At 31.1% G+C, this 20,317-nt stretch carries 18 protein-coding genes; 9 read left to right on the forward strand and 9 right to left on the reverse strand.

Translation table 11 applies throughout. The annotated features are described in order from the left end of the window. Positions 1–13 precede the first annotated feature (13 nt). The 3 genes from EZH24_RS00225 to EZH24_RS00235 form a co-directional block, all read right to left on the reverse strand. The gene (locus EZH24_RS00225; RefSeq protein WP_137997126.1) at positions 14–391 is read right to left on the reverse strand and encodes a hypothetical protein; all 378 of its coding nucleotides are present in this window, start codon (positions 389–391) and stop codon (positions 14–16) included. An 81-nt stretch (positions 392–472) separates the two neighbouring features. Next, positions 473–1,114, reverse strand: coding sequence for a hypothetical protein (locus EZH24_RS00230; RefSeq protein ID WP_137997127.1), 642 nt, complete (start codon positions 1,112–1,114; stop codon positions 473–475). 14 nt (positions 1,115–1,128) lie between these two features. Then, positions 1,129–2,130, reverse strand: coding sequence for an LPP20 family lipoprotein (locus EZH24_RS00235; protein WP_137997128.1), 1,002 nt, complete (start codon positions 2,128–2,130; stop codon positions 1,129–1,131). A gap of 779 nt (positions 2,131–2,909) precedes the next feature. Between EZH24_RS00235 and EZH24_RS00240 the strand changes: the two genes are divergently transcribed. Genes EZH24_RS00240 through EZH24_RS00250 form a run of 3 tightly spaced genes read left to right on the forward strand, consistent with a single transcriptional unit; the run spans position 2,910 to position 5,851 of the window. Next, positions 2,910–3,677 carry a ParA family protein gene (locus EZH24_RS00240; protein WP_137997129.1) on the forward strand — a complete coding sequence of 256 codons (768 nt, stop codon included), beginning with the start codon at positions 2,910–2,912 and terminating at the stop codon, positions 3,675–3,677. A gap of 15 nt (positions 3,678–3,692) precedes the next feature. Further along, positions 3,693–4,616: a ParB/RepB/Spo0J family partition protein gene (locus EZH24_RS00245; protein WP_137997130.1), complete on the forward strand. Its 924-nt coding sequence runs from the start codon at positions 3,693–3,695 to the stop codon at positions 4,614–4,616. 8 nt (positions 4,617–4,624) lie between these two features. Then, complete coding sequence (locus tag EZH24_RS00250) at positions 4,625–5,851, forward strand: DUF4384 domain-containing protein (protein ID WP_236847019.1); 1,227 nt, start codon at positions 4,625–4,627, stop codon at positions 5,849–5,851. A 30-nt stretch (positions 5,852–5,881) separates the two neighbouring features. Here EZH24_RS00250 and EZH24_RS00255 read toward each other — a convergent pair whose 3' ends face one another. Both EZH24_RS00255 and EZH24_RS00260 read right to left on the reverse strand, forming a co-directional pair. After that, on the reverse strand, positions 5,882–6,316 hold the full coding sequence (locus EZH24_RS00255) for a hypothetical protein (RefSeq protein WP_137997131.1): 435 nt from the start codon (positions 6,314–6,316) through the stop codon (positions 5,882–5,884). An 18-nt stretch (positions 6,317–6,334) separates the two neighbouring features. Beyond that, the gene (locus EZH24_RS00260; RefSeq protein ID WP_137997132.1) at positions 6,335–7,444 is read right to left on the reverse strand and encodes a sialidase family protein; all 1,110 of its coding nucleotides are present in this window, start codon (positions 7,442–7,444) and stop codon (positions 6,335–6,337) included. 142 nt (positions 7,445–7,586) lie between these two features. Between EZH24_RS00260 and EZH24_RS00265 the strand changes: the two genes are divergently transcribed. Then, positions 7,587–8,648: an S-methyl-5-thioribose-1-phosphate isomerase gene (locus EZH24_RS00265; RefSeq protein WP_137997133.1), complete on the forward strand. Its 1,062-nt coding sequence runs from the start codon at positions 7,587–7,589 to the stop codon at positions 8,646–8,648. Between the two features lie 2 nt (positions 8,649–8,650). Here EZH24_RS00265 and EZH24_RS00270 read toward each other — a convergent pair whose 3' ends face one another. Further along, the gene (locus tag EZH24_RS00270) at positions 8,651–9,658 is read right to left on the reverse strand and encodes a hypothetical protein (RefSeq protein ID WP_137997134.1); all 1,008 of its coding nucleotides are present in this window, start codon (positions 9,656–9,658) and stop codon (positions 8,651–8,653) included. A gap of 156 nt (positions 9,659–9,814) precedes the next feature. Here EZH24_RS00270 and EZH24_RS00275 point away from each other — a divergent pair, with 156 nt between their 5' ends. The 5 genes from EZH24_RS00275 to EZH24_RS00295 all read left to right on the forward strand — a co-directional run bounded on the left by EZH24_RS00275 (position 9,815) and on the right by EZH24_RS00295 (position 16,137). Continuing rightward, entirely contained in the window at positions 9,815–10,291 is a 477-nt protein-coding gene (locus EZH24_RS00275; RefSeq protein ID WP_137997135.1) for a hypothetical protein, read from the forward strand. 57 nt (positions 10,292–10,348) lie between these two features. Further along, the gene (cmk, locus tag EZH24_RS00280) at positions 10,349–12,802 is read left to right on the forward strand and encodes a (d)CMP kinase (protein WP_137997136.1); all 2,454 of its coding nucleotides are present in this window, start codon (positions 10,349–10,351) and stop codon (positions 12,800–12,802) included. A 24-nt stretch (positions 12,803–12,826) separates the two neighbouring features. Continuing rightward, positions 12,827–13,726: an SPL family radical SAM protein gene (locus tag EZH24_RS00285; protein WP_137997137.1), complete on the forward strand. Its 900-nt coding sequence runs from the start codon at positions 12,827–12,829 to the stop codon at positions 13,724–13,726. A 100-nt stretch (positions 13,727–13,826) separates the two neighbouring features. Continuing rightward, positions 13,827–14,846, forward strand: a complete 1,020-nt coding sequence (locus EZH24_RS00290) for a hypothetical protein (protein ID WP_137997138.1) — start codon at positions 13,827–13,829, stop codon at positions 14,844–14,846. After that, on the forward strand, positions 14,839–16,137 hold the full coding sequence (locus EZH24_RS00295) for a replication-associated recombination protein A (protein ID WP_137997143.1): 1,299 nt from the start codon (positions 14,839–14,841) through the stop codon (positions 16,135–16,137). The genes EZH24_RS00290 and EZH24_RS00295 overlap by 8 nt, the downstream gene beginning before the upstream one ends. Before the next feature lie 5 nt (positions 16,138–16,142). Here the strand turns inward: EZH24_RS00295 and EZH24_RS00300 are convergent, their stop codons facing one another. The 3 genes from EZH24_RS00300 to pfkB all read right to left on the reverse strand — a co-directional run bounded on the left by EZH24_RS00300 (position 16,143) and on the right by pfkB (position 20,071). Beyond that, on the reverse strand, positions 16,143–17,081 hold the full coding sequence (locus EZH24_RS00300; protein WP_137997139.1) for an L-lactate dehydrogenase: 939 nt from the start codon (positions 17,079–17,081) through the stop codon (positions 16,143–16,145). Between the two features lie 186 nt (positions 17,082–17,267). Continuing rightward, the gene (locus EZH24_RS00305; protein WP_137997140.1) at positions 17,268–19,133 is read right to left on the reverse strand and encodes a PTS fructose transporter subunit IIABC; all 1,866 of its coding nucleotides are present in this window, start codon (positions 19,131–19,133) and stop codon (positions 17,268–17,270) included. Positions 19,134–19,156: 23 nt separating this feature from the next. After that, positions 19,157–20,071, reverse strand: coding sequence for a 1-phosphofructokinase (pfkB, locus tag EZH24_RS00310; RefSeq protein ID WP_137997141.1), 915 nt, complete (start codon positions 20,069–20,071; stop codon positions 19,157–19,159). Positions 20,072–20,317: the final 246 nt, after the last annotated feature.

A 20,317-nucleotide genomic window follows, 5' to 3' on the forward strand; every position in this document is an offset into this window, starting at 1 on the left:
TTTTTTTGTATCTTCACTTAACTAATTTAAGCGGTATAAAGCTATCGTCAATTTCTATATTTTTTATACCTCCCATATATCCTATTTGATATAAAGGCATGTATCTTCCGTATAATGTATTGCCCTCCAAAATAAATATATAATAGTAATCAATATTTTCTTTTACATATACTAATTTATTTTTATATTTTGCAGCTAATTCTACTTCTCCTATATCCATTCCGCCCATCATAATATATGCAATTTTACCCTTAAAGGCTACTATGGATGCAGATTGTTCATTTGCATAAGTTTTACCTTTAACGCTATTTACTACATTTTTGCAACTAATTAATGATATTACTATAAATATCATTAAAAATAATTTTATTAATTTAATTTGTTTTTTCATAATAGCTTTTCTCCATTAGTTTTCAAAAATTTAATGATTTATGGGATAACTATTTAACGCATAATTATCCCACAAACTCAATCATTCTTCATCATTTTCCATATATTCGTAAGTAAGTTTATCCATAGCCGATTTTACGCGAGATTTAGTCTCTTCGTTTTCGCCAGATATTGCTTTTTCAACTTCGTTATTAATTATTCGCTTCATTATATCCGAGTCGATAAGATACAGAACATAATATTCGTATTCCTGTTGTCCTTTTTTAGCGCCGTCTTTATACTCTTTCAATATCCACCAATCGTCTTCCCTTCTAAGTCCGACTATTTTTACTTTCGATACGGAAGTAGTGAGAGTTTCCATAGTCCTTTGAAAACTTTCGTCTCCGCCGTATTCCGATGCCGCCGTCATATCGGTAATGGATTGCGATAAATATCTTGCAACCTCGCTCGAAGAATTTACTCTTTTTGCCCAGCTTTCCACAAAATTTAGACTTTTACCTCTGCCGCTGATTATAAAAGCCATTTTGTTTGGATAATCTTTTTCGAGAGCCGTAGTTCCCTTAAACATCCATTTAGGTTGCTTCGCTCTCTTCCCGCCCCTTTGGTCGATGATGTCGTATCTTATTCTTTTTCTTTGCGCAAAAACATTTGCAGAAAAGAATATAGCGTTTAATACGAATACAAACGCCAATACGAAAATAATTTTTTTGTTAGTGTTAAACATGTTTAACTCCTTAATTAATATTTTATATTTTTAAATTTACCGTCCAAATAATTGGATATTTGAGACGATAAATTCAAATTTATATCTTTAGCCAATTTATTCATTATTACTCTTTTCGCGTCTTTTTCGGAAGAACCGCCATCCTTCCCCCTAAACTTAAAAGATGCGATTCTCTCTCCGTTATAATTTATAAGTTCTAAAATCAAAGTATAATTCATAATATACATTCCGTATCCAGTGTCGTTTCCGTCAAAAGTAAATTTATCTCTGAATATATAACTTGGATTTGAACTAATCTTAAATCCCAAATCGCTTATTGAATGCTCTATTGCCGATTCTATATTTGGAGTAATATCAAAAGCGTCTATCCCGAAAGATATTTTTCTTTTTATATTTTCCATATTTGATTTTATGCTTTCGATTCTATAACTATCCAAAATTTCTATCTTTGCCGAATTGTCCAATATCGCTAATTGATTTATAAAATTTTCGTTCTTTTCCGAAAAAATATAGGCTATATACAAACTATAATATTTATCGAATAAATCTCTTTCGCTACCCGCTTTTAATATATGGGAATCAATAATTTTTATATTATCTTTAATCTTTTTATTTAGAAGAGAAACGGTTTCTTTTTTATTCAAAACGGCTATAGCATAATATCTATTCTTTTTTGAATCGTAATATCTCGAATCTATTTTTACATTTATGAGATTATGTTCCGCTTCTATTTTGGTGCTGTTATCCAAACTTCTAATTTCTTCCACGCCCAAAGAAGTTTCAATATATTTTTCATTGGCTTTCGTATCAACCGATATTTTCATTCCAAAAATATTTGCCAAAACCGAGTAAGCGTTGTCTTCCGCTTCTTTCTCGCTCAATCCTTGTCCGACTCCGACTTCGTAAATATTCTTATCGTAAACTTTTGAAGGATTTTCTATCCATTCGGGTTGTTTTTGTCCGTAAAGATTTACACAAACGGTTAATAATAAAGTAAAAATAAATAATCTTCTCATAATAAATCCCTCTAAATATATTCTATAAAAACATTTAAATAAATAAAAGCTTTCTTTAAATAAAAATTTGTTATATAAAAATTTAATATACTTTCCAAATAATTTGAAAATGTTTTTAAGATTAAGTTTTTGAATACTAACGAAATTGTTTTTGCTTCTTTTTGACAAAAAGAAGTCGCTTTTTTGGTTCTTTTTTCTCGATAGAAAAAAGAACAAGAATATTTTATATAATAATAAATTGAGTAAACATAAACTTGAAAAAAGTTTAAAGTGAAGCGCTCGGCTCGGCTCGGCTCGGCTCGCGCGAATTTAGTTTTATAATGGTTTTATTTAACTTTAACATAGTTGAAATTATACAATATTTGGAAATTTTGTCAACACCTTAAAATAAAAAAAATTAAAAAAATTTCGTCATTGTAAAATAAAAATAGTCATTGCGAACACGCTAAAGCGGGCATGTTGCCAAGTGAAGCAATCCAAAATTAATAGAATTTTATTTTAAAATCAACTTTATTAATAGTAGATTACTTGGCGTCTGCCCGACTTTGTCGCGGGTGTTGCCCTCGTAATAACAGTAATAAAATGTTTGTCATTGCGAGCGAGTGAAACAAGCGAAACAATCTAAATTAAAATAGATTGCCACGCTTTCGTCTCGAAATGACTAAAAATAAAAACCTTGATAAAAAGCCAACTTTTGATATAATAAAATAATTTCAATGGCAAACGACAATAAAATAATTTAGTTTGCTTTTTTATCGTTTTTATTTAAGGAATAATTTATGTCTAAAATTATAGCTATAGTAAATCAAAAAGGCGGAGTCGGAAAAACCACAACCGCTGTTAATTTAAGCGCGGCTATAGCGGATATGGGATATAAAACTCTTTTAATAGATATCGACCCTCAGGCAAATACATGTTTGGGAATTGGAATTTCAAGATTAAATATGGACAAAGGAATATACGATTTGCTTATCGGGGACGCCAATGTAAACGAAGTGATAATGAAAACTTATAAAGAAAATTTATATATAATCCCTTCCGATTCCGATTTGGTTGGCGCTCAAATAGAACTCGTAAGCGAAATTGGAAGAGAATTCAAATTAAAAAAGGCTATAGAAACTATCAAAAACGATTACGAATATATATTGATTGACTGCCCGCCGACTTTGGGAATACTCACATTAAACGCTTTAACCGCAGCCGATTCAGTTCTTATTCCTATTCAATGCGAATTCTACGCTTTGGACGGAGTAGCCGAACTTAATAATACAATCTCGCTCGTAAAAGAAAATTTGAATCCAGAATTAAATATCGAGGGAGTAATTTTGACTATGTATGACGGAAGAACGAAATTAAGTTCCGATGTCGTTAGAGAGGTTGTTAATTTCTTTAAAGAGAAAACTTATAAAACGATGATTCCAAGAAATGTGAGATTAAGCGAAGCGCCTTCTTACGGAAAAGCGATAGGAGATTACGACCGAGAATGCATAGGAGCGAGAAGTTATAAAGAATTCGCAAGAGAGTTTGTAGAGAAATCTAAAATATAAAATTCGGAGAGACTTATGAGCAGAAAAGGAGGACTCGCAAGAGGACAGGGTCTGAACGCCCTTATAAAATCGGGAGACAGAGATATAAAAGAAGCGGTTGAAGAAGCGGAAAAAAACGGAGTATTGGAAATAGACATTAAACTTATAGAAACGAATCCCGACCAGCCGAGAAAAGTTTTTGACGAAGATGAGATTAAAGGACTTGCCGAATCAATAAAAGAAAACGGACTAATAAATCCGATAACTTTAAGAGAGAAAGACGGAAAATATCAAATAATATCGGGCGAGAGAAGATTTCGCGCATTTAAATTTTTGGAAAGAAATAAAGTCCCCGCTTTGGTTTTGAAAAATATCGCCGATTCAAAAATGCTCGAACTTACTTTGGTTGAAAATATTCAGAGAGCGGATTTAAACGCGATAGAAATAGCTCGAAGTTATAAAAAATTAATTTACGACTTAAATATAAAACAAGAAGAATTGGCAAACAGAGTGGGAAAAAGCAGAAGCGCAGTTTCAAATTCTATGCGAATACTCGATTTGAGCGAAAACATACAAAACATGATATTGCAAGGAAAACTTACCGAAGGACATGCCCGAGCGATTTTGTCTTTGCCGAACGAAAAAGAGAGAGAAAATTTTGCAAAAGTAATTGTAGAAAAAAATTATTCAGTCAGAGAATGCGAGAGAATAGTAAAAGAAAAAAAAGAAGCGAAAAATATTCAAAATAAACAAACTACAAAAAAAGACCCGAATATAAAAAAACTTGAAAACGATTTGGAGAAAATATTTTCCACAAAAGTTAATGTAATAGATAAAAACGGAAAAGAAGGAAAAATAATTATAGAATATTACAGCTCGGACGATTTATCGCGAATAATGGATATGCTCGACAATATAGATTTGGAGCGAAATTCCGAAAAACCTAAACTCGAATATTAGGAGATATTTTGAAAATTTCTAATATTTTAAAATATATAATATTATTAACTTTATTATCTTTATCTCTATATCCAGCGGAAAAATCGGATATAAATAAATTAAAAAAAATAACCGTGGCGACTATAGATTTGGATAATCATTTTAAAATAAATAAAGATTTAAGAAAAGAAGCCGTTAGAACAATAAACAGATACCATTACTTGAAACAAAAAAGAACTATAGTGGTGGACAGAGAGAAAAAAAAATTATTAGGAACGAACGAATTAAATATTGAAGAAGGTTTGACTATCGCGTCCAATTTGAATGTTAGAATTGCAATATTGGTTGACAGCGAAAGAATATTGATAACCAACGAAAACACGAATGTTAGAAGAAATACTTTAAGCAATAATCCTAAAGAATATCGATTTTCAAATAATTATAAAATAGTGTTCGATTCGGCTTCAAATAATATTTTTACAAACAGAACGAGCGGAACTAATTTAAGTTTGACAAATAATTTAATTTCCGAAAACGAAAGCGAGGAAGAAAGATACGAATTCAGATATAATTTTAATGTCGTGGATATTGAAACCGACAATATTTTAAAAGAATATAAATCGATTTCATCTAACCAAGCTATATCCACTATTCAGGGAATATCCGAATATTTGGAAGCCTATTTGTCGAAAATGATATTCGATTCTTTTGAAGAGAGAAATAACAATATAGAATTAAATTTTGAAATAGAAAAAGTCTCTTCGGATAATCGAACGAATTCAATATCGAGCAGAGGCGAAGTTACGGAAGGCGATTCCATTAGTTTTAAATTTAGTCCGAATAGAGACGGTTATTTATATATATTCGCTTTGCAAAATAACGGCAATATGATTTTGATGCATCCTAACGATTTTAATAATTTTGTAAATACGGGCAATATTCAAAAAGACGAAATAGAAGCGGGCAAAAATTATATTATTCCTCCCGAAGATTCTAAATTTCGTATAGTCGTGAGTCCGCTTCCAATTGACGAAAATTCGGAAATAGAAAATATCGACAGTTTTTACGCAGTTTATATGAGAAGAAATCAAAAATGGATTGTCGGGCAGTATTTCAGTGGAGACGGTTTTAAAATGGTTAGTAGAAATAGAACCACCGAGTTCACTTTCAAATTAAAAAAAGCGTTGAAATTAAAATACGAATGGCAAATAGAGAAAATATACTTGAATGTGGTTTCAAAATTAAAAGATAAATAATTTTTTTCAAACTTATCAAATTATAATAAATCATATAATATCTTTAATAATCTCTCTGAATTTGCTAATATCAAATACTCTCGTAGTTTTGCTTTTTTGCAAAGAAGAACGAACTATTAATATATTATATTTAAGCAAATTATCATATACAAAATCCGTGTCGATTATTATCGAACTTTTTTTATCATCGCTAGCCAAACAATCTAAATTATCTGGAAGCTCGCCGTCAAATTTGAAAAAGGTTTTATGAGTTTCAAAAACCAAATCGGAACTGTTCCATTCTATGATTATAGTTTTTGTTTTTAATTCTTTTTTGAAAATAACTTTTAAATAACTGTCGTCTCCCCAAGAAGACAATTTATAAGCGGGCAGTTTCAATATAATATTTTTTTCTTCGTTTGTAATTTGCCAATCGTTATTTTTTATTTTGTAAACTTCCAAATCCATTATATCTTTATCTTTCATATTATCTCCTTTTAATTTTTAATATAAAATAAATTTCTTCATAAATATTTTTCTAATTGCGCTTTTGCCATTGCAACCGTAATAAACGCATATTATATTGTCGTTATCGTTAATGCAAGAAGGATAACCGCAGTCCGCATTTTTCATTTTATCGTCTATTATTATTTCGCTTGAATTATCAATATATTCGACTATATTATTTATATTTTTTATTTCGGATAATTTTAATATTCTCGCTCTTATTCCATAAGGTTTTAATCTGTAGCCGTAAGTTAAAAGAATTTTATCGTCTTTTAAAAATAGCGGATTTAACGGATAGCCTTTTATATTTGTCGCTTCGGGTTTTGAAAAAGTTTTTCCATTGTCGGTAGAATATGCAACCGAAGTATAACCGTATTCGTTATTGAAATGAGTTCTTATAAAAGCGATTATATTATTCTTATTATTATTTTTATAACTTATTAAAGAAGGTTCAAAATATTCTATTTTTTTATTTTTATTAATTTCCGTTTCGCATAATAGAGTTTTCATTTCCCAATTAATAAAATCTTTTGAGGATATTATATAACATTGATATTTATCTTTTTTATTTTTATTTGAAGTTTTTTTATAAGCGTAAATTGGAGCTAAAATTTCGTTTTCTATTTTTATCATATTTCCTCTTATGGCAAAATTCTTCATTCCATTTTTTAGTTTTATTATATTCGGTTTTGAAAAAGTTTTCCCGTTATCCGAACTTACGCATAAACCGATTCCGTCAAGCAAAGCTATAGAATTATTATATTCGATAAAAGTATAATCTTTAAATAAATTTTTTTCGTTTATAGGATGGAACGAGTATCTAAAATAATAACCTAAAATAGTTTTGTCGTCCGCTCTGAATAATTGCGGGTCCTGTTTTGCGGCAGAGTCGTCTTCGCCTAATTCGAACATATTTACAATTTTATTTTTATAAACAGTCGAAACTATAGCCTTGCTTAAAGAATGCAAATGAGAATAATTTTTTTCGGATTTAGGCGCTAATCTGAAACTTACTAAATATTTATTCTTTTCAAGTCCGATTATGCTCGGAAATGCAGGATAGAAATTTTTATTTTCGTATAAAATCGTTTCGTCTAAAATTTTCATGTTTTTATTTTTTATTAATTAATTTACTTTTTAATAATTATATTATTTAGAATTATAAAATCAAATTCTATTATTTTCTATTATTGATATTCTAAACAAATAATATAAAATTGAATTAAATTTTGATAGGATTTTTAAACTCATGGAAAGAATAGATAAAGATTTGGCTTATATGCTTCAATTTGAAAATATAGCTTGGTATGAAGACGGAATAGTCAAAATATTAGACAGACGAATATATCCTAATAAAATTAATTTTGTGGAATGCAAAACTCATAAAGAAGTTTCAAAAGCCATAGCCGATATGGTGACTCAAAGTGCGGGACCTTATTTGGCGGTTGCGATGGGGATGGCTTTGGCGGGATACGAAGTTAAAAATTTGGACGGAAAAGATAAAATTAAATTCTTAAAAAACGCTTGCGACACTTTGGCAAATTCTCGTCCGACTACAAGCGCAAGAATGATGGCTATAACTAAAAATTGTTTGGATGCTGGAATCGAAGCGATAAATAAAGGCGAAGACTCAAACAAAGTAATAGAAGCTATATTTAATAAAGGAATCGAACTTTCCACAAAAAGATACGCTAAAATAAAAAAAATGGCTGAATATTTGGTTTCAATGTTTCCGCAAAAAGGAACTATTCTTACTCAATGTTTTGGAGAGTCGATAGTCGGATTTATGATTAAAGAATTTCAAAAGCAAAATAAAGATATAAAAATGATTTGCGCCGAAACTCGTCCATATTTTCAAGGAGCGAGATTAACGGCAACGGTAGCCTACGAACAGAACGCCGATGTAACGGTTATAACCGACAATATGATAGCCTATACAATGCAAGAGAAAAAAATCGATATATTCACTTCCGCCGCAGATTTAATTTGCTTAAACGGAGCGGTTGTAAATAAAATAGGAACTTATCAAATAGCGATTATTTCAAAATATTTGGGAGTTCCCTACTTTGTGACTGGAGCGCCCGATAAAAGTCATAGAGGATTCGAAGATATAGAATTCGAATTTAGAGACGAAAAATTGGTAACGGAAGCTATGGGAATAAAAACGGCAAAAGAAGGAGTGAAAGGATTTTATCCCGCTTTCGATTATACTCCGCCGCATTTGGTAAGCGCGATAATTACAGATTTGGGAATATTCTCTCCTTACGATGTTTTTAAGTATTATGAAAATAATTCCGAAGGAGAATACTGATTTTAAAAATATAAACTTGCTTCAAGCCCAAATTTACTTTCTATTTTCTTATGAGCGTATAATTGTTTGGAACGTTCGTATTGATATTTTATTCCTATTATAATTCTGTGAATTTCTATTCCTGTTCCAACCGATATTGAAGGCGTCCATTCCGTGTATGAACTTATTAATCTTTGTCCTGTTAAATCTCTCTCCATAGTATTAATTTTATCCAAATTAGCGGCTAAATATAATCCAGCAATAAAACTAATTTCGCCCCAAATTGGAACTCTTAAATCTATTCCAGAAAAAATACCAAATAAATTAACGAAATTCGATTTATTAATTCCCGTAATCGCAAAAACCGTTCCTCCATAAAAAGTAAACCATCCATATTTATAATGCGCTGATAATTGCATCTGTTCAAATCCTGCGTCTATAGAGCCATCTGTAGATTTATCGTATAAAGTGTCGTCTCCCAATATATCGCCCGCTATATGAGAACATACATGTCTTAACGGAGAAAATCTAAATTTAAAAGTATTGTCGTATATATAATCAAAAAAAGCGTCAACTTGCACATAAGTTCCATACATCAAACTAGCTCCGTAATGCTGTCTAAATCCGCCGCCATAATGCGAAAAGAAAAAATGCGTTAAATAACCGACACCTATTTTGAATCTGTGTTTTTCGTTATATTTAAAACTGATTGGAGTAACTTCGGTAGCGAGAGTCGGCTGATAATACAATATCATTTTATCAAAATTAAAATTTTTATTTGGATACATTTCTTTTATATTAAAAATAGTTCCGAACCAGAATTTACTATTATAAGCGTTTGGGTCAATCCAAGAAGAAAAATACCTATCCGTTGCATAATTCTTAAAAGGATTATATTCCCATTGCATTTTTACTTTTTTCTCATAATTATTCATTTTATTTTTTAGAGAATAGTTTGTTTCTTGGCAAAACAAAGATAAACTTATAAAATAAAATAAAAAAATATTATAATAAATTAACTTTCGTAACATAAAACACTTAACTTTAAATTTAATATTAATAATTTATTTTCCGAAGAATAATATATTAATATGTAAATTATGTCAATGGGTAATTTTTTTGCTTTAAATTTTTAATATTTTATGTATAATATATGTTGATTAAATTAAATTTTTGATTGTATTTTTATGCTTAAAAAGATTTTACTTATTGTAATTCTGCTTGCAACTTTTAGCGCAAGTCAATTAACGGCTTATATTCAAAGTTCGTCTTCTCCCGCATACTTTTTTGGAAAGAAAGAATTGAAAGGCATTGAAACTATAAATTATAACAATTATTCTCAAAATTTAACGATTCTCGGTTTTCCTATGGTTAGCTCGGCAATGTGGTTTAAGGATTTTCCCGTTTTGGATTTGATTTTGGATGTATATGTTTTTGTCGCTTATAATAAAAATGTAAATACTTTTGTGACTTATCTTAATTTTTATAGAACTTTAAAATCTATAGAATATAAATTTGGCAAAAGTAATTTTTCGGCAGTTTTTTATTACTCAAGCACAATGAATAATTATTATAATTCAATGATTAGAGATTTGTCGATTTCGTATAATAAATACTATTTCGGAACGGATATGTATTTGGGATTTAATTATTATTTGAATTGAATATATTATTTTTTATTTTAAATTTTTAAGTTAAAGTATTTGCAATTATAATTATTTATGATACAATATAGCCTTAAAAATTATATTTATAATATTATAAAAAAAAGAAGAAAGGTTAAAGTGTCCGATTCATACAAAATAATTACTTTAGACGGTCCTTCAAGCGCAGGAAAAAGCACCGTTGCCAAATTAGTCGCAAATAAATTGGGTTTCAAATATTTGGATACGGGAGCTATGTATAGAGCCGTTACTTTATATATGCTCGATAATCATATCGACATAAAAAACGAAGACGAAGTTGAAAAAGCATTAAATAAATTGAATATAGGTTTCGACAGCAAATGCAGAATAATATTGGATTCTAAAGATGTAAGCGATTATATAAGAAGCGAAAAAGTCGTTAAATATGTTTCGGAAGTTTCGGCTATAAGTTCGGTTAGAAAAAGTATGGTCGATTTGCAAAGAAATATTGCAAAAGAAGACAATTATATTTTGGATGGACGCGATACGGGGAGCGTGGTTTTTCCAGATGCCGATTTTAAATTTTATATTGACGCTTCAATAGAAGAGAGAGCGAAACGAAGATTTAAAGAGGAATCAGAAAAGGGGAAAGATATAAGTTTTGAAGAAATTAAAGAAAGCATAAGAAAAAGAGACAAATACGATTCAAACAGAGAAGATAGCCCTTTGATAATTCCGCAAAATGCGATTATAATAGACACGACTAATATGGCTATTGACGAAGTGGTTGAAAAAATTACCGACATAGTTTTAAATAACGAAAGTCGAATTTTAGATATTAATCCTCATGATTTGAGGAAGAGAGAGGGAACAATGGAAGATAATATTTTATCAAACGAACAAGAAGAAAAGGAATTTCATAAAGCCGTTGAGGAGTTCGGAGAAAATGACGGCAATAATTCCTACAAAATCGGAAATATCGTTAAAGGAAAAATTGAAAAATTTGACGATACGGATGTTTTTGTAAATTTTAATTATAAGGTGGAAGGCAAAATAAACAGAAGCGAATTTGAAAACGAGCCTAATATCGGCGAAGAAATAGAAGCGATAATTAAGGGCGAAGACAACGGATATTTTATTTTGTCTAAAGAAGAATACGATAAAAGAAAAGCGGATATTATGATAAAAAACGCCGAAAAAAATAACGATTCGATTAAAGGAACGGTGAAGGAAATCGTAAAAGGCGGATTCAATATTTGGGTAATGGGTTCGCAGGCTTTTTGTCCTTTCTCTCAAATAGAATTAAACAGAGGAATAAAAGACGAAGAACATCTTGGAAAAGAATACGATTTTAAGATTATAAAAAGAAAAGGAAAAGATTTGGTAGTTTCAAGAAGAGCTTTGCAAGAAGAAACTCAAAATTCAAATATTGACGCTTTTTTGAATAACTTGAAAGAAGGCGATATAATCAACGGAAAAGTTAAAAATATAGAAAGATTCGGAGCTTTTGTCGGAATTACGGAAGGTTTGGACGGTTTTCTTGCAATACCTAATATGTCTTGGGCAAAAATTGTTAATCCTAAAGATATAATTAAAAGAGGAGAAGAGAGAGCGTTTAAGGTTCTTTCGATTGACAAAGAAAAAAGAAAAGTCGATTTGGGAATAAAACAGCTTGAAAACGACAGTTGGGTTCAATTCATAGAAGAATATCATGTGGGCGACACGGTAAAAGGCGAAGTGACAACGGTAAAAAAATTCGGAGCGTTCGTTAAAGTTTACGACAATGTGGAAGGCTTGATTCATATATCCGATTTAAGCTGGAACGCTCATGTAAATAGTCCGAGCGATTTCGTTAAAAAAGGCGATTATTTGGAATGTAAAATTTTAAGTATAGATGTTCCCGAAAGAAGATTAACTTTGGGATTAAAACAGGCTCAAGCGAATCCTTGGGATACGGTAAATAGCGATTTTCCCGTAAGAACTTCGGTAAAATGCAAGCCGAAAAGAATATTGAAAAATTTCGCCGTATTCGAACTTCCTAACGGTTTGGAAGGAATATGCGATATAGCGGATTTCGATTGGAGATATAATACCGTTAATATGAAAGACTATATTAAAGAAGGCGAAGATGTCGAAATGGTTATAATATCAATAGACAGAGACAAGCAGAGAATAAAATTGAGTCTTAAACATACTACGGAAAGCCCTTGGAGAATATTCGATAGAGAGCATCCCGCTGGTTCTATAGTGGACGGAACGGTAAAAGCGCTTGTGGATTCTGGAGCGGTAATTTCTTTGGGAAACGATTTGGAAGGATTTATGCATATATCTCAAGTGGATTTACCTAAAGGAGCTAATTTGGAAGAAGCGCTTAAAGTTGGCGAAACTTATCCTTTTGTCGTTAGGGAAACTAATCAAATGAAAAGAAAAATATCTTTATCGAGAAGAGATTATACGGAAGCGGAAACGAGAAGAGAAACTCAAAATTATATTTCCAAAGAAGAGCCTACTTCTTTGACTTATAACCCTTTCGATAATATTAATAATTAATTTTTTATTATTTATTAAGTTATAATGCCCGATACTAAAACGATATACAGAGAGATAAATTGCAAATCGGCTATAAACAAAATAGAAAATAAATTCGGTTTTTGTAACGATTTAAATATATACAGAGGTTGCTTGCATAAATGTTATTATTGTTACGCAGTTTATTCGCATAAATATATTAACTCTCGAGATTTTTTTTCAGAAATTTTCGTTAAGAAAAATATCGTAGAAGTTTTGGAAAAAGAATTATCTTCAAAAAATTGGAATAGAGAGATTATCAATTTGGGAAGCGTTACCGACAGTTATCAGCCCGCTGAAAAAGATTATAAGATAATGCCCGAAATATTGAAACTTCTTATAAAATATAAAACTCCGATGACAATATCCACAAAAAGCGATTTGATACTCCGAGATTTCGATTTGATAGAGAGACTTTCAAATATCGTTTCCGTTAGAATCGCCTCCACTATCACTACCGCCAACGAAAAATTGTCTTCTTTAATCGAGCCTAATGTAATAAGTCCGCTTAAAAGATTTGAAACTCTTAAAGAATTCAAAAAAACTAACGCAATAGTCGGAGTTCATGCTATTCCCGTTATGCCTTTTATAACCGAAGACGGACTTGAAAATATATTTATAAAAGCGAAAGAAAATAATTTGGATTATGTTATTTGCGAAGTTTTGAATTTGAGAGGAGAGTGCAGAAAAATATTTTTAAATTTTGTGAGAAAAAATTTCCACGAACATTATAAAAAATATCTTTATATTTACGGCAATAACGGAGAATTAAAAGAAGAATATAAAAATAAGATTCATAAGAGAATAAAATCGTTGGAAGAAAAATATAATCTTAATTACGATTCTGTAGATTTTGAAAAAGTTTATATTGAAAACGAAACGACTTTATTTGATTATACTTTGTAAAATTATTAACAAAAGCATATTTGAATAAATCAATCAATAAAACTATAAAAATACCGAAACTTTATTATAAATTCATTTAAATTTAAATCGGTATAGAATAATGAAAATATTTATAAACGGAAAGGAATTATCCGCTACTTTAGAAAACGAAAAAAACGCATACGAAGTATTAAAGCCAGTCGAAGAATGGTGCAATTCAAACTCTTTTTTAATAAACAGAATTATTATTGACGAAAAAGAACTCTCGCCAGATATAAACAAAGAATACGAAGCTATGCAAATCGAAAATATAAAAAAAATAGAAATCGAAGCTTTAAGCCACAGCGAATATTATTTGTCTTCTATAATTTCAATAATAGAATATATAGAAAAAGTTTCAAAAACAGATTCCGCGACTTTAACCGAAAACGATATTGAAGCCTTAAAAGACGGAATATTTTGGATATTGGATTCTATTCCTCGAGCGATATTTTTATGCAACATGAATCTTGAAACTCATGGAATCATTCATATTTTAAAAATGCTCGAAGTAAAATTGGAAAGATTAAACACGATAACGGATAACGAAAAAGAAGACGAAGAATATTTGGATAAAGTTAAAGAATTTTTTGGAGACGATTTGAAGCCTTTTATAAACGATAAAGTTTTGCCCACTATGGAACTTGTTTTGGAAGACGCTAAAATAAACACAATGCTTATATTCGCAAACGATATAAACGAAAACAACGCTTTATATAAAATTGGAACTTTGCCGAAATTTCAGCCTTTTATAATAGAAATACTTGACGAAGTAGTCGAAAAACTTCAAACGGGAAAAGACAAAGAGGCTTTTATATACGCCGAAAAATTTTCTCGAATAGTCGGACTTTCTTTCAGCATTCTTTCAAAGGTTGCCGAAATTTGCTCGATAGATTATTCGAATATAAAAATAGAAAATATAAGTTTGATTGACGCTATTAACGATTTTAATTCTATGATGAATAATTTGCTCGAAGCATTTTCAAACGAAGATTATATATCTATAGCCGATTTGCTCGAATACGAAATAAAAGAAAAAATAGAAAATATCATGGATTATATACCGCTTTTAGAGGAATATATTGAAAGACTCAATGTTTGATTTTACCGATAGCGACAATTCTTTTTTGCCTATGGCGGAGAGAATGCGCCCTACTTCAATCGAAGAAGTTTTCGGACAGAAACATATTTTATCGGAAAATAAAACTTTAAGAAAAATGATTGATAAAGATAAAATAACTTCTATGGTTTTTTTCGGACCTCCAGGAGTTGGAAAATCAACCGTAGCGTCAATAATAGCTAAAAAAACGAAAAGCGAATATATAAAATTAAACGCCGTTCTTTCCAATGTTTCTGAAATTAGAGAGGCAATAAAAAAAGCGGAAAAAAATTTAACCAATTCAAAAAAGACGATTTTATTTATAGACGAAATTCATAGATTCAATAAAAGCCAACAGGACGCTTTGCTTCCCGCCGTTGAAAACGGAACAGTTATATTAATCGGAAGCACCACTCAAAATCCTTATTTTTATCTTACAAACGCTTTGCTTTCCCGCATCATGCTTTTTGAATTTAGAAATCTTGAAGATAGCGACATCAAAGAAGCGATATTAAAAGCAACTACAGATAAAAGAGGACTCGGAGAAAACGATATTGCAATTGAAGATTTGGCGGTAGATTTGATAGTAAAATATTCGCATGGCGATGTGAGAAAGGCTTTGACTTATCTTGAAGCCGCGTTTTTTGTCACTCAAATAGACGAAACTAAAGAAAAACTTACGATAACGGAAGATATTATAAAAGATGTCACAAGCAAACAAACTTTAAATTTTGACGAAGACGAACATTATAATACTATAAGCGCGTTTATAAAAAGCGTTCGAGGAAGCGACCCAAACGCGGCGATTTATTATTTGGCGAGAATGCTCGAATCGGGAGAAGACCCGAGATATATAGCGAGAAGATTATGCATATTGGCTTCGGAAGATATAGGTTTAGCAGAACCGAAAGCTATGAATATCGTTTCTTCTTTAATTAGCATAGTTGATTTTATCGGCATGCCCGAAGGTAGAATTCCATTATCCGAAGCGACTATTTATTTGGCTTTATGTCCAAAATCGAACTCCGCTTATAATGCTATAGACTCGGCTATTAGAGATATAAGAAACGGCGAATTATATTCTATTCCAAATTATTTGAAAGATAATCATTCCGCAAGTTTCGATAAAAAATCCGAAGAAGAATATAAATATCCGCATGACTATCCTTATCATATTGTCAAGCAGGATTATTTGGAAAAAGGAATCAAAAAAAATTATTACAAGCCCGTAGATATTGGCGAAGAGCGAGAGCTAAAAAAAGTCTACGAGTGGATAATAAAGCATATTAATTAAAACTATTATTTTTTTATACTTTTATAAGCTTCTTTTAATGTGTTTGCCGATTTGGTTAAATAAGTTTTTTCATTTTCATTTAAATTAATCGGAATAATTCTCTTTACTCCTTTGCGGCATATAAGCGATGGTATTCCCAAACAAACATCTTTTATTCCGTATTCTCCGTTCAAAAAATGCGAAACTGGAAGAATTGAATATTCGTCTCTTATAATCGCTTGCGCTATTCTTTTAACCGCCATAGCCACTCCGTAAAAAGTAGAGCCTTTTTTCTCTATTATATGATACGCACTGTTTCTCACTTCGTTAAGTATTTCTTCTAAATTTATATCGCAAGAATCAAATATATTTTTGCAATAATCTTCTATATGGACTCCCGCAATATCGGCGTTGCTCCAAACTGCCAATTCGCTGTCTCCATGTTCTCCAATTATAAAAGCATGAATATTTTTACTGTCTATTTCCAATTTTTTACTAAGCAAATATCTTAAACGCGAAGTGTCTAAAACAGTTCCGCTTCCCAAAACTCTCTCTTTAGGAAAACCGCTTAATTCCAACGCAAGCATTGTAAGAATGTCTACGGGATTTGAAACTATTAATAGAATGCAATCTTTATTATATTCGGTTATACTCGGAATAATTTTTTTGAAGATAGAAGCGTTTTTATTTATCAAATCTATTCTAGACTCGCCGGGCATTTGATTCGCTCCCGCCGTGACAATAACCAAATAAGCGTCAGCCAAATCTTTATAATCCCCCGAATATATATTGACAGGATTTGTAAATTGAATTCCATGAGCTATATCTAAAGCCTCGCCTTCCGCTTTATTTTTATTGACATCTATTATAACTATTTCGTTAAATAGTCCGCTTTGAACCAAAGTAAAAGCCGTAGTCGAACCGACTCCTCCAGCTCCAATTATCGCACATTTTTGTATATTCATTTTAATCTCCTTAAAATATTTTTTAATCTTTTTAATTATAATTTTAAAAATTATATTATAATTATAACCAAATTAATGTTAGAAAGGTAAAACATTTATAAAAAATTTTAAAATATTTTATAATAATCAAGGCGTCAAATATAAACTATTCAACGCCTTTTAAATTTTTATTATTCAAATCAAATTTTATTCATTAACGGGTTTTTTAATAAATCCTAATATTAACGCCGTTATTACCGAGCCAATTACTACGGCGAGCAAATATAAAGCGGGATGATTGACTATCGGAAGAACGAATAAACCTCCATGCGGCGCTCTTAATTCTATATTGAAAGCCATAGAAAGTCCGCCAGAAATCATAGCTCCTATTATGCATGAAGGAATGACTCTTATAGGGTCGGATGCCGCAAAAGGTATAGCGCCTTCGGTTATGAAAGAAAGCCCCATTATATAGCAGGTTTTTCCCGCGTCTCTCTCGTCTTTCGTAAATTTATTTCTAAATATTGTGGTAGCCAAAGCTATCCCCAAAGGAGGAACCATTCCTCCCGCCATAACAGCCGCATGAGGAGCGTAATCTCCAGATGCTATCATCGCTATTCCGAAAGTAAAAGCCGCTTTATTTATAGGTCCGCCCATATCGGTTGACATCATTCCGCCTAAAACTATTCCTAATAATATTAAATTTCCCGTCCCTAAACTTTTTAAGAATACGGAAAGCGAAGAGTTTATCCAAGCTATAGGCTCTACGATAAACAGATACATTATTGAACCAGTTATTAATATTCCAAATAAAGGATAAAGCAAAACTGGTTTGATTCCTTCTAAACTGTCGGGCAATTTTCCAAATATTTTTTTAAGAAGCAAAGTTATATAACCGCCCAAAAAACCGCCGATTAATCCTCCTAAAAATCCTCCTCCGCTATTTAAAGATATTAAACCTCCTACCATAGCGGGCGCAAATCCCGGTCTGTCGGCAATGCTCATTCCGATAAAAGCCGCCATAACGGGAACCATTAGAAAGAAAGCGTTTCCTCCGCCAATATCGTTTAGAAGTTTCGCTATATAATTGTATGAAGGGTCGTTAGGGTCGCTTGCGTTTATTCCAAACATAAAAGAAATAGCTATTAAAATACCGCCTCCGACAACGAAAGGAAGCATATTCGATACTCCAGACATCAAATGTTTATATATTCCCGTTTTAGGTTTTTTCTCAAATTTCATTTTGCCTTTTTCGCCTGCAGTATTATAAATTGGAGCTTTTTGTGAGAGAGCGTTATTTATTAAATTCTCGGGATTCTTTATAGCCTCTTTCACGCCAACTATATCGACATGCCGTCCTGCAAATCTATCCATGAATACGCTTTTATCCGCCGCCACTATTATTCCTTTCGCATTTTTTATTTCTTCATCGGTTAATTCGTTTTTAACTCCGCCCGAACCGTTTGTCTCCACTTTGATTCTTATTCCCATTTCTTTAGCTTTTTTCGTTAAAGAATCGGCAGCCATATATGTGTGAGCTATTCCCGTAGGGCATGCGGTTACAGCCAATACTTGCGGCAAAGAATTATCGCTTTCCTCTACAGTTTCTGCGGGTTCTTCTTTTTCCATAGCGTTTACTAAAATATTTAATAATTCTTCTTTACTATTTGCATGCAAAAGTCCCTCTCTTATTTCGTCTTCGAGCAAAAGAGTCGTAAGTTTCGATAATATTTCAATATGCGAATCCGCCGAAGTGTCGGCTGCGGCTATCATAAAAAATAAACGCGAAGGCTCTCCGTCTAAAGATTGATAATCGACTCCGTTTTTAGAAATTCCGATTGCAACGGTTGAAGTTTTTACGGCGTCCGTTTTCGCATGCGGTATTGCGATTCCTTCTTCCATTCCCGTAGAACCTTGCGATTCTCTTTTAAGAATTTCTTTTTTATATTCTTCTCTGTCGTTTAATTTTCCCGCATCGTATAGAATATCAATCATTTCGTCTATAACTTCCGATTTTGTATTCGCTTTCAAATCGATATCTATACAGTCTAAAGTAATAATATCTTTTAACATTTATTTTATTCCTCCATTTAAATTTATATTTTTTCTATTTTTACTTTTTCTAAAAATTTATTCATGGTTTCAAAAGAAGTAAGCCCTTCCGAGCATGCGGTTGCGCTTCCAGAAGCGATTGCGTATTTATAAGAATCTTCAATATTTAATCCTTTGCTTATTCCGTAAACTATTCCCGCCACCATAGAATCGCCCGCTCCAACCGAACTTATCAATTTTCCTTCTGGAGCGTTTCCTTTATAAACGGCGTCTTTAGCGATTAAAGCCGAGCCTTCTTTTCCCATAGAAACTATAAGATTTTGCGAGCCTTCCTCGATTAATTTCTTTGAATAAAAAATAATATCTTCAAAACTATTTATTTCTTTATTAAAATATTCTTTCAATTCGTTTTTATTCGGCTTTGACAAAAATACTCCAGATTTTATCGCTTCTTTAAACGCTTCGTCTCTCGAATCCAATATTACTTTTATATTTTTATTTTTCAGCAAATCTATTATTTCTCTATAAATCGAATTTCTAACCGAATTTGGAATACTGCCCGAAAGAACTAATATATCGTTTTCTTTTATATTTTTTACTAATTTAAATAATTCTTCTATATTCTTGTTTGAAATATTGGGAGATTTTCCAGAAATTTCGCTTTCGCTGTTATTGGTTTTTAATTTAATATTTATTCTCGTGTCTTCTTCAAGTTCTATGAAACCATCCTTTATTCCGTAATCTTTCAAATGAGTTTTTATATAATTTCCCGTAAATCCGCCGTAAAATCCTAAAGCCATGCTCTCGACATCAAAATTTTTTAACACCTTGGAAACATTTATTCCCTTACCGCCTGGCAAAGTATATGCGTTGTTTACTTTATTTAATTCTCCTTCTTCAAATTTATTCATGTCGATATAATAATCGATAGCGGGGTTTAAAGTTAAAGTATATATCATAATCAATCCTAATCATACAATTATTATCATTTTTTAACATTATATATTATTTTTGTTTTTAATGAAAGTCGATTAACTAATTCATAAAATTTTTAATTTAATTTTTTATAATAAATTTTATGAATTAAACTATTGACATTTTTTCTAAAACATGCTATAATTTCTTTAAATTGATAGAATTATTAAAAATTAAAAAAAGAGAGTTTGAAAGATGAGCGGATATAAATTCTACAATACAATACAATA

The sequence above is a fragment of the Brachyspira catarrhinii genome, from assembly GCF_005518285.1.
In the GTDB taxonomy this organism is placed as follows: Bacteria; Spirochaetota; Brachyspiria; order Brachyspirales; family Brachyspiraceae; genus Brachyspira; species Brachyspira catarrhinii.

Coding starts and splice junctions, on each gene's coding strand:
- EZH24_RS00275 (WP_137997135.1), top strand. CDS start 9,815: ATGCTTAAAAAGATTTTACTTATTGTAATTCTGCTTGCAACTTTTAGC.
- EZH24_RS00225 (WP_137997126.1), bottom strand. CDS start 391: ATGAAAAAACAAATTAAATTAATAAAATTATTTTTAATGATATTTATA.
- EZH24_RS00270 (WP_137997134.1), bottom strand. CDS start 9,658: ATGTTACGAAAGTTAATTTATTATAATATTTTTTTATTTTATTTTATA.
- EZH24_RS00305 (WP_137997140.1), bottom strand. CDS start 19,133: ATGTTAAAAGATATTATTACTTTAGACTGTATAGATATCGATTTGAAA.
- EZH24_RS00295 (WP_137997143.1), top strand. CDS start 14,839: ATGTTTGATTTTACCGATAGCGACAATTCTTTTTTGCCTATGGCGGAG.
- EZH24_RS00290 (WP_137997138.1), top strand. CDS start 13,827: ATGAAAATATTTATAAACGGAAAGGAATTATCCGCTACTTTAGAAAAC.
- EZH24_RS00255 (WP_137997131.1), bottom strand. CDS start 6,316: ATGAAAGATAAAGATATAATGGATTTGGAAGTTTACAAAATAAAAAAT.
- EZH24_RS00245 (WP_137997130.1), top strand. CDS start 3,693: ATGAGCAGAAAAGGAGGACTCGCAAGAGGACAGGGTCTGAACGCCCTT.
- EZH24_RS00265 (WP_137997133.1), top strand. CDS start 7,587: ATGGAAAGAATAGATAAAGATTTGGCTTATATGCTTCAATTTGAAAAT.
- EZH24_RS00260 (WP_137997132.1), bottom strand. CDS start 7,444: ATGAAAATTTTAGACGAAACGATTTTATACGAAAATAAAAATTTCTAT.
- EZH24_RS00235 (WP_137997128.1), bottom strand. CDS start 2,130: ATGAGAAGATTATTTATTTTTACTTTATTATTAACCGTTTGTGTAAAT.
- cmk (WP_137997136.1), top strand. CDS start 10,349: ATGATACAATATAGCCTTAAAAATTATATTTATAATATTATAAAAAAA.
- EZH24_RS00240 (WP_137997129.1), top strand. CDS start 2,910: ATGTCTAAAATTATAGCTATAGTAAATCAAAAAGGCGGAGTCGGAAAA.
- pfkB (WP_137997141.1), bottom strand. CDS start 20,071: ATGATATATACTTTAACTTTAAACCCCGCTATCGATTATTATATCGAC.
- EZH24_RS00230 (WP_137997127.1), bottom strand. CDS start 1,114: ATGTTTAACACTAACAAAAAAATTATTTTCGTATTGGCGTTTGTATTC.
- EZH24_RS00285 (WP_137997137.1), top strand. CDS start 12,827: ATGCCCGATACTAAAACGATATACAGAGAGATAAATTGCAAATCGGCT.
- EZH24_RS00300 (WP_137997139.1), bottom strand. CDS start 17,081: ATGAATATACAAAAATGTGCGATAATTGGAGCTGGAGGAGTCGGTTCG.